Origin of the sequence: Salinivibrio sp. IB282, assembly GCF_001995685.1 — a bacterium.
GTDB lineage: Bacteria > Pseudomonadota > Gammaproteobacteria > Enterobacterales > Vibrionaceae > Salinivibrio > Salinivibrio kushneri.
In genome coordinates this window covers 15773-29502 of sequence record NZ_MUET01000015.1, presented here as the reverse complement: position 1 = coordinate 29502, position 13730 = coordinate 15773, and the positions used below count along the sequence as shown (strand labels likewise).

The window sequence follows — 13730 nt, the reverse complement described above, 5'->3', positions numbered from 1 at the left end:
CGCAGGCGACGCACGAATGAATCGGCACGATATCGACCGCGGCAATAGCAAAGAGAGAGCGGCATCCAGTAGGTGCCACACCAAGTGGGTGCCACACCAAGTGGGTGCCACAAGGTTGCGCTTATTAGCGTGGCTGCCAGCTAATCCGATCACGAATACTGGCAGAGAGCACACACAACACACCGCCCAACCACGCATGTTTGACCGCCGCTTGCGCTTTCGCATTGACTTTGGGCTTCGCATGATAGGCAATACCAAGGCCAGCGGCCTCCATCATCGCCAGATCATTGGCGCCATCGCCAACGGCTAAGGTGTTCTCCGGCGCAATATCGTACTTTTGCGCCAACATGGTCAACACATCCGCTTTTCGTTGTGCATCCACCACTGCCCCGTCTACTTCGCCGGTCAATTGACCATTTCTGACCCCAAGCTGGTTTGACGCCGCATAGTCCAAGCCTAATTGCTGCTGTAGGTGATCAGAAAAATGGGTGAAACCGCCAGAGGCAATCGCCACATACCAGCCGTGGGCTTTTAAGCTGGCCACGAGATCCGCCATTTCTGGCATCAACGGCAACTGCGCTTTCACTGTCTCAAGTATCGCCGCGTCAGAGCCTTTCAAGGCCGCCACGCGTTGACGTAAGCTCGCCTCAAAATCAAGTTCGCCCAACATGGCACGCTCGGTAACCGCAGACACCGCCTCTCCAACCCCAGCGAGTGCCGCAATCTCATCAATACACTCTATCTCTATTGCGGTGGAGTCCATGTCAAACACCGCCAAACCAGGTCTGCTTAAATCCGGCAGGGCCTGTAAATCGGCACAGTCAAGCGCGAGTGCGTCAATCACGGTACGATGTTCATCCGTCAGTTCACCGCGGATCAATAACACCTCATACGGCCCAACACGCCAGCCGTCGACGACCTCAACGTCATCACCGGTAAAAAAACGGATATCGTCGAGCTGACGGGGGTCGATGACCTCACCAAACACAATCCATCCCCCTTGCCGGCGGCGCGAGAAAGCAGACGTCGTCATCGTTGGGAAACGGCGGTAAAGTTGCGGTGAACGGTGAATTGCCAAGGGGGTGGCCTTATCCATGGTCAATATTTTCCTTTCGACTTCCAAGCAAGCTTGGTCAATGAATCAATCACAATGAGGCTGTGATACCATAAAAACCGTAGTAAGCTCCAGTGCTAATTGATCCTGTTTATCTGGCTTGAGGAAGGTATGTTTTCAATTTCGCGCAAAACGCTACGGCGGGTGACCTGGTGGGGAATGTTGCTCACCACGATCGGTGCTATTGCCGCCTTAATGCTTTACAGCACCACACTCAGCCAGCGCCAGTATCAAGCGCTGTATCAGCAAACCGATCAATTAGCCCAGCTGATGACCCGCCAGGTGGGGGTACAAGCCTATGATGCCTTGGTTGATAAGAACTATCAGCCTCTGCAAACCATGGCCAATGAACTGGCAACCGAGCCGCTGATCCGTGATGCCAGCTTCTATCAGCTCAACGGCAGTCCTGTGGTGCGCTCAACGAATGCTTTACCACTGGAAACCGCCGTCGGATTAACCACCCCACTGGGGCTAGAAAGCCAAGGACGACAGCAGCTGATGACGCCGATAAGCCGTGGTGGCGATATTGTCGGGTTTCTCCGTCTCACCGTTGAGCATCACTCGGTTATCAATGAAGCCAAAAAACAGCTGCAATCGAATATGACCGAATTCCGGCTCCTCATTGGCCTTGCTCTCTTGTTGGGGGTGCTATTAACGCTCATGCTCACTCGTCGTTCTGCGCGTGTATCTTGGTAAAGCGACAACAATACGGCGACCAGTACGAGAAACCGAGATAAAAAAAGAGATGGCTGTTCGCCATCTCTTTTTATCTAGGGGGTCAACGCGTTATAGGAACGACTTGCCGTAATCCATTGGCGACACATCAAAGTATTCCGCCAAGGACTGGCCAATATCCGCGAACGTTTCGCGGCGACCGAGTGAACCCGCAGGCACTTTTTTGCCGTAAACCAATGCAGGGATATGCTCACGGGTGTGATCGGTGCCAGGCCAGGTTGGATCGCAACCATGGTCAGCCGTTAGCAATAACACATCGTCTTCTTCAAGCATGTCCATGATTTCCGGTAGGCGACGGTCAAAGTATTCCAACGCCGCGGCATAGCCAGCTACGTTGCGGCGGTGGCCGTACGCCGAGTCAAAGTCGACAAAGTTGGTGAATACCAAGCTGTTATTGCCTGCTTCTTTGATGGCGTCTTTGGTTGCATCAAACAGCGCTTCTAAGCCTGTGGCTTTGATTTTCTTGGTGATACCGCAGTGCGCGTAAATGTCCGCAATCTTACCAATCGAGATCACATCACCTCCTTTTTCGTCCACCAGCTTTTGGAGCACGGTAGGAGAAGGTGGCTCGACAGACAAGTCACGGCGGTTACCGGTGCGCTCAAACTGGCCTTTCGCTGGCCCGATGAAAGGCCGGGCGATCACGCGACCAATGTTATAGTCTTCCAGCTCTTCGCGCACGATCTGGCACAACTCATACAGGTTATCGAGCCCGTAGGTTTCCTCATGGCACGCAATTTGGAACACCGAGTCCGCTGAGGTGTAGAAAATCGGCTTCCCAGTTTTCATATGCTCTTCGCCCAGATCGTCCAGCACTTGAGTGCCCGACGCATGGCAGTTACCAAGATAGCCAGGCACACCCGCTCGCTCAACAATGCGATCAAGCAGATCTTGCGGGAAGCTGTTGGTTAAGTCTGAGAAGTAGCCCCAGTCAAACAACACAGGCACACCAGCAATTTCCCAGTGGCCAGATGGGGTGTCTTTACCAGAAGATAGCTCTTTGGCGTGCGCATAGGCACCGATAATCTCTGCATGTGAGTCTAAGCCTTCTGGGAAGTAACCTGACGACTCTTCACACGCTTTACCCAAGCCCAACTTGGTCATGTTAGGCAAAGACAAGGGGCCTTGACGATCCGCATTATCCGCTTCGCCCTTCGCAYACGCTTGAGCAATGTGGCCCAAGGTGTTTGCACCTTGGTCACCGAATTTGACGGCGTCTTCAGTGGCGCCAATACCAAATGAGTCTAAAACTAATACAATTGCGCGTTTCATGATCGCCTCCATTAGACGTCTTGTAAGCTGATGCGACGATAAACGTCTGGTGTTGCACTCGGCGCCTCATCAGCGACTTTCACTGCGGCTCGCACCGCATTCGCCGCTTGTTGCCATTGCTCTTCAGTCTGAGCGTGGAGCATGGCGAGCGGGGTGTGCTCATCCACTTGTTGCCCCAGACGAATCATTTCGTTCAACCCAACGGCATAATCAATTTTATCGCTGGCAACCCGACGGCCACCACCTATTTCTATAATAGCCATGCCCAATGCCCGTGTATCCATGGCATTGGCAATGCCTGATTGCTCGGCATAGACAGGTTTGATCACGGATGCAGTCGCCAGATATTGATCCGGCGACTCAACAAAGTCAGCCGGCCCGCCTAGCCCTGCAATCATTTTGGCAAAACACTCGGCAGCGCGACCGCTGTCCAGTGCCTGATCCAATTTTTGTTTTGCTTGATTCACATCGGTTGCCAGTCCACTGACCACCAACATGTCAGCGCATAGCGCCATGGTCACATTGTACAAACGTGGATTACGGTAGCGCCCGGTGAGAAAATCAACGGCTTCTTTCACTTCTAAAGCGTTGCCTGCCGACGAGGCTAACACTTGGTTCATGTCCGTCAGCAAGGCACTGGTTTTAGTACCAGCGCCGTTGGCCACTCCCACAATCGATTTGGCCAACGCCTCTGAATCTTCATACGTTGGCATGAACGCGCCCGATCCCACCTTGACGTCCATGACCAAGGCATCCAGGCCTGCGGCCAGTTTTTTCGACAAAATCGACGCGGTGATCAAAGAAATATTATCTACCGTGGCCGTGACGTCACGGGTGGCATACACGCGTTTATCCGCAGGCGCTAACGAGCCGGTTTGCCCTATGATGGCGACACCGGCGTCACGGGTCACCTCCCCAAACACTTGGTTGCTTGGCATGATGTTATAGCCAGGAATCGACTCCAGCTTATCCAGCGTGCCCCCAGTGTGGCCCAAGCCACGACCTGAAATCATCGGCACATAACCGCCGCATGCCGCCACCATAGGGCCCAGCATTAACGAGGTTACATCACCAACGCCCCCTGTCGAGTGCTTATCCACGACGGGGCCATCAAAATGCATGTGTGACCAATCGATGGTCATACCGGAATCGCGCATCGCACAGGTCAATGCCACACGCTCATCCATGGTCATATCATTGAAGTAAATCGCCATCGCAAACGCAGCAATTTGACTTTCCGACACCGAATCGTTCGCCACACCCTGGATGAAAGAATAAATTTCTTCTTTGCTTAACGCGATGTTGTCGCGCTTCTTACGAATAATTTCCTGAGGTAAGATCATGCATCCTCCTTACTAGCTCAATACGTGAGCGACCGAGTACACGACCCTCGATCGCCCCACTGTTTGGGTGAGTGGCAACTTGATTAATAGCCACCTTCAGCCGCTTTTTCGCCTTCACCCAAGGTGTGGAGTAAGTTCGCCAACAAGCTAGATGCGCCAAAACGATAGTGGCGGTTATCGGCCCATTGGTCGCCGAGAATGCGATCGGCCATCGCCAGGTATTGTTGCGCGTCTTCTGCGGTGCGCACGCCACCGGCTGGCTTAAAGCCAACACGTTCTGCAACGCCTTTATCGTTGATCACGTTGAGCATGATCTCCGCCGCTTCAGGGGTGGCATTCACCGCCACTTTCCCCGTAGAGGTTTTAATAAAGTCAGCACCTGCATCAATAGCAATCTCAGACGCGCGCTTGATCAGTGCCTCGCTTTTCAGCTCACCGGTTTCAATGATCACTTTAAGTAATACGTCGCTGCCACATGCGGCTTTACACTGTTTGACCAGCTCAGCACCCACTTGTTCGTCACCCGCAATCAGCGCGCGATACGGGAACACCACATCGACTTCATCGGCGCCATATGCCACCGCGGCTTTGGTTTCTGCCACCGCAATATCAATATCATCATTGCCGTGTGGGAAATTGGTCACGGTAGCGATACGCACCTCTGGCGTGCCTTGTTCGCGCAGTGTTTTCTTGGCGATAGGGATAAAGCGCGGATAGATACAAACTGCTGCTGTGTTGCCAACGGCGGTTTTCGCGTTCTGACACAGGCTGATCACCTTTTCATCGGTATCATCATCGTTCAGTGTGGTCAGATCCATCAGTTTTAGTGCGCGTAGGGCCGCGGTTTGTAATTCGTTCATTAGTTATCTCCAGTCCTCATTCTTTTGCCAAACAGGTATCGGGTTGGCCACTGTATTAACAACCGGTTTTGTTTTCCGGTCATTGCTCAGCGGACTTGGCTCCATGAAGTTTGAGGCTGGACATCGCGCCGCCTTCAACCAACCATCCTTGTTGCCGCGTGCAAATACCTGGGTATTTGCGGTTTCGCCGTTGGACGTTTCTGATTGGGCTAGCCACACCTTGTTGCTAACCATGAGAGGAAAATAAGGATTGTGGCGCCAGCAAACTTTGACGGCGTTCACTTATTTTACCAACGCCGTTTCAGCAAAACTAGATTTTACCGTTTATGTTGAAAAATACACTGTTGCGCGGTGGAACCAATCTTTCTAACTGAAAAAACGCGCCACAATCCACTGATAGCCGACGCCGCCCAAATACACCCCGACAATGCCCATCACCCCGGATAAGACAGGCGGTGCGGGGATGGGGAGTTTGATCGCACTAAACAATACGCCCACTAAAAAGCCGGCCACGAGGGCGAGAAGAATTTCCTGCATGGTTTTACCTTATGTTGTCACAAGCCTCTATTGATGAGTATACACCCCTCAGCAAGGACGGGTGGTTGAAGCATACTCATAACGTAAGCCCAATAAAAAAACGCCACACAGGCAGTCTGTGTGGCGTTTTGCTTAACACGGTGTGCTATCGCGATGAGACGATTAGCCCGCCAGCGTCAAGGTGACAAATAGGCCCGCAATGGTCGCCGCCATCAAGTTAGACAAGGTACCAGCGATCACCGCTTTCACACCAAAGCGTGCAATCTCTGGACGACGGCTAGGCGCCAGACCACCGAGGCCGCCAAGCAAAATGGCCACCGATGACAAGTTCGCAAAACCACACAGAGCAAACGAGATAATCGCTTTGGTTTTCTCTGTCATTTCCATGCCTGTTGCTGCAACAACTTGCGCACCGTCACCAAGGTATTGCGTGAAGTTCAGGTAAGCCACGAATTCGTTAACCACGATCTTCTGACCGATGAAAGAGCCTGCGACCACCGCTTCTTCCCATGGCACACCGATAAGGAATGCAAACGGGGCGAACAGGTAACCCAAGATCAGCTCCAGCGTGATATCTGGGTAACCGAACCAGCCGCCGATACCGCCTAGCATGCCGTTAATCAGGGCAATCAAACCAATGAACGCAAGTAGCATCGCACCAACGTTAAGCGCCAGTTGCATACCTGATGAAGCGCCGCCTGCGGCTGCATCAATCACGTTCGCTGGCTTCTCTGCACCTTCAGCGGTCGCGTCAGCCATCTGCTCAACCGGCTCGTCGGTTTCAGGTTTGATAATTTTCGCAAACAGTAGACCACCTGGTGCGGCCATGAATGATGCCGCAATCAAGTACTCAAGCGGAACCCCCATAGAGGCATAACCGGCCAGTACGCCACCGGCAACCGAGGCCAAACCACCACACATGACCGCGAACAGCTCTGACTGCGTCATGCGAGGTACGAATGGACGGATCACCAAGGGCGCTTCAGTTTGTCCAACAAAGATGTTAGCCGTTGCTGACATGGACTCGGCACGTGAGGTACCCAGTGCTTTTTGCAGACCACCACCGAGCACGTTGATCACAACCTGCATAATACCCAGGTAGTAAAGCACGCTGATCAGTGAGGAGAAGAAGACAATGACAGGAAGAACTTTCAGTGCGAAGACGAAACCGCCACCGCCGAACAGTTCAAACATTTTGTCAGAAACCAGCCCACCAAAGATGAAGCTGATCCCTTCGTCACCGTATGCGATGACGTTAGCAACGTATTGTGATGCGCCGTACAGAATGTCGCGTCCGACATCGACATAGAGTACGAAAGCACCGAAAAAGAGTTGGATAGCAAATGCGCCACCCACGGTACGGAGGTTAATGGCTTTGCGGTTATCGGAAAGAAGAACAGCTATCCCTAGCAGTACAACCATCCCGATCACGCTCATCAGCAGGCTCATAATATTGGCATCCTCAAGGTAAAAAGTTGGCGTCTCGACAAAGTGGAATTTGGCTTCCGGGGAGGGATTATACGCATCGCAGTCACATTAAAGTAATATTCCAATCACAGTTCGCTGTAAAACTATTTTGTAATGCATCAATAAGTATGACTTTGATCTAGTTTTGTGAGCTTATGCAACCGCAAACGTTTGTCTTTTGCCCATTCCCGCTCAATCAAAGCCAAACAATCTTTCAGCGTTGTCTGATGTTTCGGTCATGAGATGATCTTTATCACAGCCTTTTAACTCTGCAACCACATCAGCAACCCTTAATACCTGAGAGGGGGTGTTCGGTTTTCCTTGAAATCCGGCCAAAGGCATGTCGGGGGCATCGGTTTCAAGGACGAGGTGATCCAAAGGTAGCTGAGCAATGGCGCGGCGGGTCTTTTGCGCGCGAGAATAGGTGACGGTGCCGCCTACCCCGAGCATCAGGCCCGCATCAATAAACTGTTTACCCTGCTGTTCACTGCCACTGAACGCATGTAACACCCCGCGTATCCCTGGATAGGCTTTAACCGCGCGTAATAATGGGTTATGCGCTTTGCGGCTGTGTAGAATGATGGGGAGATCATAGTGACGTGCGAGCCAAAGCTGCCCCTCCAATAGCGCGTGCTGGCGCTGCTGAGCGGTATTTTGGTTCGCGACAACAAAGTCGAGCCCGGCTTCCCCGACGGCAACACAGCGCCCAGGACGCGCGCTCAATGCCCGTTCCAGTTTATCCAGGCTGGTGTCCGTGTGAGCATCGAGAAAACATGGGTGTAGTCCCAATCCTGCATATACACCATGCAGGCGTTCAGTCAGTGACAGCACCGCCGACCAGTTATCCTCGCTAACACTAGGGACCACCATCCGCGTCACGCCCTTTTCGCGCGCCGCCTGCCAGTACGACTCTGGTGACTCACGAAACGGAGAAAAATCAAAATGGCAATGCGTATCAATCATGCTGAGACGTTGGTGTCGATGATGTTTTTTCTGAACGCTTGATAGGCACACAGCTGCGACGGTTATCCTCGCCAAGCCCCATTCGCTGACACCAGGCATCGTAATGTGCCACCCAACGTTTAATCCTCGCTATCATCATCGGCATCCTTGCTTTGTCAACTTTATGCCATTAAAAAGCCGTCTAGTTACAGACGGCAGTATAGCATGGCGTGAAAGAGGAGAGCGTCATCGCTATCCGGTGCACGTTTGTAATCACACCGGGCGATCCCACCCTCTCCCCCGCTTAGTGTTCGCGGGTCGCTCTGAGATCAATATCCGGGAAGCGCTCTTGCGTGAGGTTTAGATTCACCATGGTCGGCGCAATGTACGTCAAGTTGTCGCCACCATCCAAAGCCAAGTTCGCTTGGTTTTTACGCTGAAATTCATCCAGCTTCTTCTCGTCACCACACTCTACCCAACGCGCGGTGGCGACATTAATCGGCTCATACAAGGCATCCACGTTGTATTCGGCTTTCAAGCGTGCCACTACCATATCAAACTGGAGGACACCGACCGCACCGACAATTAAATCGTTTGATTGCAAAGGACGGAACACCTGTACGGCTCCTTCCTCAGACAGCTGAATCAAACCTTTAAGCAGCTGCTTTTGGCGCAATGGATCTTTGAGACGGATCCGACGGAAAAGCTCTGGGGCAAAATTCGGGATCCCCGCAAATTTCAGATCTTCTCCTTGAGTAAAGGTATCGCCAATTTGAATGGTGCCATGGTTGTGCAAGCCAATAATATCACCCGCAAACGCATCTTCAGCCCGTGACCGATCTCCTGCCATAAAGGTCACCGCATCGGAAATATTGATTTGTTTACCGAGGCGCACATGACGCAGTTTCATCCCTTGCTGGTATTTCCCAGAGACAATACGCATAAAGGCAATCCGGTCACGGTGGCGTGGATCCATGTTGGCTTGAATTTTAAATACAAAGCCGGAGAACTTCTCTTCGTCAGCCTTGACGTCACGATCATGGGTTGGACGCGCCATGGGCTTGGGTGCCCACTCGGTCAGACCATCCAACATATGGTCCACACCAAAGTTACCCAGTGCGGTACCGAAGAAAACAGGCGTGAGTTCACCGCTTAAAAACAGTTCATGGTCAAACGCATGAGACGCGCCCATCACCAGTTCCAACTCGTCACGCAAATCTTGCGCAATGTCTGCACCAATCGCCTCATCCAACTCAGGATTATTCAAGCCTTTAATGATACGCGCATCCTGAATAGTATGGCCTTGGCCTGATTGATACAGAATGCTTTCGTCACGATGAATATGGTATACACCTTGGAAGCCTTTCCCGCAACCAATCGGCCACGATACCGGCGCACAGGCAATATTGAGCTCACTTTCTACTTCATCAAGCAGCTCCATTGGGTCGCGAATATCACGGTCAAGTTTGTTCATAAAGGTAATGATCGGAGTATCGCGTAAACGGGTGACTTCCATCAGCTTACGGGTACGATCCTCGACACCTTTCGCCGCATCAATCACCATTAAGCACGAATCGACCGCGGTCAGTGTCCGGTACGTATCTTCCGAGAAATCCTCGTGCCCTGGCGTATCAAGCAGGTTCACTAAGCAGTCGTTGTAAGGAAATTGCATCACCGAGGTGGTCACCGAGATACCACGCTCTTTTTCCATGTCCATCCAATCAGACTTGGCATGTTGGTTAGAGCCACGCCCTTTCACGGTTCCCGCCGTTTGAATAGCACGTCCGAATAACAGCACCTTCTCGGTGATGGTGGTTTTACCCGCATCTGGGTGCGAGATAATCGCAAACGTGCGGCGTTTATCAACTTCCTGTTGCAGCAGTGTATTTGACATAGAGGTTATCTTCTTGTTGGCTTCAGGCGGCAATCAGGCGCCAGCTGAGAGGGTCATTCACAAAGGTGGCGTATTTTCGCTGATCTTGTAGTCAGCTTCAATTCACAAATCTGACTTCGCCGTGTTATCTGCATCCGTTAGGGTCAATATTGCTTGCCAAACCCATCACAAATGTTGCCATTTGACCGCCTCGTGGTGTCGTTATCGGCCAAGCACGTGTATAATTAGCGCCACTTTCAGCTGTCACACAGTCAACAACGTCGACCATAAGGTCGCGACTATTGACAGCACACTGCCCAAGCAGGCCAAACACCCGCGCAGCCTGCTGTCATTAGTCGCGATGGTGAGCAGCTGAAAGCCGACAATTAGTGAGATAAACCAACGGGTTTATCCCTCAGCAACAAGGAAATAATCTGTGAATCCAATCGTAAAAACATTCCAGTACGGCAATCATACAGTGACATTGGAAACGGGCGTGATGGCACGTCAAGCCAATGGTGCTGTCATGGTTAGCATGGACGATACCTCGGTATTCGTTTCTGTGGTCGGTAAAAAAGAAGCGGCTGAAGGCCAAAGCTTCTTCCCATTGACGGTTAACTACCAAGAGCGTACCTACGCGGCAGGTAAAATCCCAGGTGGTTTTTTCAAGCGCGAAGGTCGCCCTTCTGAGTCAGAAACCCTGACCGCACGTCTGATTGACCGCCCTATCCGTCCGCTATTCCCGGACTCGTTCAAAAACGAAGTCCAAGTCATTGCGACGGTTGTGTCTGTTAACCCAGCGGTGAGCCCTGACATTGTTGCCATGCTGGGTACCTCGGCAGCACTCGCTATCTCAGGCATCCCATTCAACGGCCCTATCGGCTCGGCGCGCGTCGGTTACATCAACGATGAACTCGTGCTTAACCCAAGCCCAGCAGAGCTAGACGACAGCAAGCTTGACCTTGTGGTCGCCGGTACTGAAGGTGCGGTGCTGATGGTAGAGTCTGAAGCGGATCGCCTAAGCGAAGAGCAAATGCTACAAGCGGTGATGTTTGGTCATGAGCAACAGCAAACCGCGATCAACGCAATCAAAGAATTTGCCGCCGAAGTGGGAACGCCTACTTGGGATTGGCAAGCGCCAGAAGTGAACGCGGCGCTACAAACCCGTGTGACTGAAATGGCACAAGGCCCATTGGCTCAGGCATACCAAATCACTGAAAAAATGGCCCGTTACGAGCAGATTGGTCAGGTGAAACAGGAAGTAGTGGCTGCACTACTCGGCGAAGACGAGACCTTGGATGAGCGTGAAATCCTAGGCATGCTCGGCGACTTGGAAAAGAAAGTCGTACGCAGCCGCATCATTGCCGGTGAACCACGTATTGATGGCCGTGAGAAAGACATGGTTCGCGCCCTCGACGTGCGTACAGGCGTATTACCACGTACACACGGCAGCGCCTTGTTTACCCGTGGTGAAACGCAAGCGCTAGTCACCGCGACATTGGGTACTCAGCGTGACGCGCAAACCATTGACTCAATCATGGGTGAGCGCCAAGAAGGCTTCATGCTGCACTACAACTTCCCTCCTTATTGTGTGGGTGAAACCGGTTTTGTTGGCTCACCAAAGCGCCGCGAAATCGGCCATGGTCGCCTAGCCAAACGCGGTATTGCTGCTGTGATGCCAAGCCAGGACGACTTCCCGTACACACTGCGTGTAGTCTCTGAGATCACCGAATCCAACGGCTCTTCCTCAATGGCATCTGTCTGCGGCACATCGCTTGCGCTGATGGATGCTGGTGTACCGGTGAAAAAATCCGTGGCCGGTATCGCCATGGGTCTGGTGAAAGAAGGCGACGATTTCGTTGTGCTTTCCGACATCTTAGGTGATGAAGATCATCTCGGTGATATGGACTTTAAAGTGGCCGGTACGGATGACGGTGTCACTGCTTTGCAGATGGACATCAAAATCGAAGGGATCACTAAAGAGATCATGCAAATCGCATTGAACCAAGCCAAAGGCGCACGTTTACACATCCTCGATGTGATGGACCAAGCCATCGGCTCAGCACGCGACGACATCTCTGAGTTCGCCCCGCGTATCCATACCATGAGCATCAACCCAGATAAGATCCGTGATGTGATTGGTAAAGGTGGCGCGGTGATCCGTCAGCTGACCGAAGAAACGGGCACCACAATTGAAATCGACGACAATGGTACCGTGAAAATTGCGGCCACCGACGGTGAAGCTGCTAAAGATGCCATTTCACGCATCGAAGCGCTCACGGCAGAAGTCGAAGTGGGCCGTATCTATACCGGTAAGGTTCAGCGTATCGTTGACTTCGGTGCCTTCGTCTCAGTGATTGGCGGCAAAGATGGTCTGGTTCACATTTCTCAAATCGCTGATCAACGCGTTGAGAAGGTGTCTGATTATCTCGAAATCGGCCAAGAGGTAGACGTGAAAGTGCTGGAAGTTGACCGTCAAGGTCGCATCCGCTTGAGCATGAAAGAAGCGGCGGCTGAACAAGCCCCCGCCGCTGATGCTGCGCCAGCAGAAGAAGCACCAAGCACTGACGCTTAAAGTCATATCGTCATTCATGGTATAAAGGGGGCTGAGGCCCCCTTTTTTTTACACGGAGATGCGCCTTCATGACCATTTTTACTCAGCCACGGGCGGGATTTTATAAGCCTCTGGCTATTCTGGCGCTGTTATTATTGACCGGCTGTACCAGCCAGTGGACCTTTCCTCCTATGGCCGTCCCCTTACAGCCCACGCTACAACAGGAAGTGCATCTGGCACGTATAGACCAGCTGCTTGCCCGCGATGATTTGAGTGACGATGCACGCGCCCAGCTGCATTATGAGCGTGGACTCATGCATGATAGCTTAGGGATGCGCGACTTGGCGCGATTGGATTTTAATCAATCGCTGTCACTCAAGCCTGATCAACCTGATGTGTTTAATATTCTCGGCGTCTATTTTACCCAAAATGGCCACTATGATGCTGCCTACGAGGCCTTTGACTCGACGTTAGAGCTGGATAATAGCCACAGCTATGCCGCGCGCAACAGAGGCATTGCCCTTTATTACGGGGGGCGCTATCGCCTGGCCCATCAAGACTTACTCCATCACTACCAAGAAGATCGCGACGATCCTTATCGCCTCATTTGGCTTTATTTAGTGGAGCGCGATTGGAAGGGGGAAACCAAGGCGCAACAAGCGCTAGCAACGCGGAAAGCGAATGCGGAGACCGCGGGTTGGGGCTGGCAGCTTGTCGATATGTACCTCGGTGAGCTCAGCGAACGTGAGCTGCTAGAGCAACTTGCCTCGCAAGGTGAAGACAATGAACGGCTCGCAGAACGCTTATGTGAAGCTTACTTTTACCTTGCTAAACGCTATCAATTCCAAGGCGACAAGGATCGCGCCGTGGCATTGTATAAGCTTGCCATGTCAGGCAACGTGTATGAGTTTGTCGAACACCGCTATGCGTTACTTGAGCTCAATCGGCTCGCCTATCGTCGGCCCTAGTATTTCATTCCTGAGCACCTCAAAAATAAAAATAGAGCAGGCCCACTGCTCTATTTTTGATCCTG

The 13730-nt window shown here is 52.2% G+C and carries 12 protein-coding genes; 3 read left to right on the top strand and 9 right to left on the bottom strand.

What is annotated here, in order from left to right:
* Positions 1-124: 124 nt before the first annotated feature.
* The gene (gene serB / locus BZG14_RS05000; protein WP_077608149.1) at positions 125-1096 is read right to left on the bottom strand and encodes a phosphoserine phosphatase; all 972 of its coding nucleotides are present in this window, start codon (positions 1094-1096) and stop codon (positions 125-127) included.
* 129 nt (positions 1097-1225) lie between these two features.
* Between serB and BZG14_RS04995 the strand changes: the two genes are divergently transcribed.
* Positions 1226-1810, top strand: coding sequence for an AhpA/YtjB family protein (locus BZG14_RS04995; RefSeq protein WP_077486526.1), 585 nt, complete (start codon positions 1226-1228; stop codon positions 1808-1810).
* 90 nt (positions 1811-1900) lie between these two features.
* On the opposite strand, the gene BZG14_RS04990 is transcribed toward BZG14_RS04995, so the two are convergent.
* The 8 genes from BZG14_RS04990 to prfC all read right to left on the bottom strand — a co-directional run bounded on the left by BZG14_RS04990 (position 1901) and on the right by prfC (position 10164).
* The gene (locus BZG14_RS04990) at positions 1901-3121 is read right to left on the bottom strand and encodes a phosphopentomutase (RefSeq protein WP_077608148.1); all 1221 of its coding nucleotides are present in this window, start codon (positions 3119-3121) and stop codon (positions 1901-1903) included.
* 11 nt (positions 3122-3132) lie between these two features.
* Positions 3133-4464, bottom strand: a complete 1332-nt coding sequence (gene deoA, locus BZG14_RS04985; protein ID WP_077608147.1) for a thymidine phosphorylase — start codon at positions 4462-4464, stop codon at positions 3133-3135.
* Positions 4465-4547: 83 nt separating this feature from the next.
* Positions 4548-5324 carry a deoxyribose-phosphate aldolase gene (deoC, locus tag BZG14_RS04980; protein ID WP_077486523.1) on the bottom strand — a complete coding sequence of 259 codons (777 nt, stop codon included), beginning with the start codon at positions 5322-5324 and terminating at the stop codon, positions 4548-4550.
* A gap of 366 nt (positions 5325-5690) precedes the next feature.
* Entirely contained in the window at positions 5691-5861 is a 171-nt protein-coding gene (locus BZG14_RS04975; RefSeq protein WP_069362770.1) for a XapX domain-containing protein, read from the bottom strand.
* A gap of 162 nt (positions 5862-6023) precedes the next feature.
* Positions 6024-7310 carry a NupC/NupG family nucleoside CNT transporter gene (locus BZG14_RS04970; RefSeq protein ID WP_077486522.1) on the bottom strand — a complete coding sequence of 429 codons (1287 nt, stop codon included), beginning with the start codon at positions 7308-7310 and terminating at the stop codon, positions 6024-6026.
* A 210-nt stretch (positions 7311-7520) separates the two neighbouring features.
* Entirely contained in the window at positions 7521-8291 is a 771-nt protein-coding gene (locus tag BZG14_RS04965; RefSeq protein WP_077486521.1) for a TatD family hydrolase, read from the bottom strand.
* Positions 8284-8430 carry a hypothetical protein gene (locus tag BZG14_RS15555; RefSeq protein WP_155522567.1) on the bottom strand — a complete coding sequence of 49 codons (147 nt, stop codon included), beginning with the start codon at positions 8428-8430 and terminating at the stop codon, positions 8284-8286. Before BZG14_RS15555 ends, BZG14_RS04965 begins: the two co-directional genes overlap by 8 nt.
* 144 nt (positions 8431-8574) lie before the next feature.
* On the bottom strand, positions 8575-10164 hold the full coding sequence (prfC, locus tag BZG14_RS04960) for a peptide chain release factor 3 (protein WP_077486520.1): 1590 nt from the start codon (positions 10162-10164) through the stop codon (positions 8575-8577).
* Between the two features lie 415 nt (positions 10165-10579).
* Here prfC and pnp point away from each other — a divergent pair, with 415 nt between their 5' ends.
* Together pnp and nlpI are read left to right on the top strand one after the other, a co-directional pair.
* On the top strand, positions 10580-12718 hold the full coding sequence (gene pnp, locus BZG14_RS04955) for a polyribonucleotide nucleotidyltransferase (RefSeq protein ID WP_077608146.1): 2139 nt from the start codon (positions 10580-10582) through the stop codon (positions 12716-12718).
* 68 nt (positions 12719-12786) lie between these two features.
* On the top strand, positions 12787-13665 hold the full coding sequence (nlpI, locus tag BZG14_RS04950; RefSeq protein ID WP_077608145.1) for a lipoprotein NlpI: 879 nt from the start codon (positions 12787-12789) through the stop codon (positions 13663-13665).
* Positions 13666-13730 lie beyond the last annotated feature (65 nt).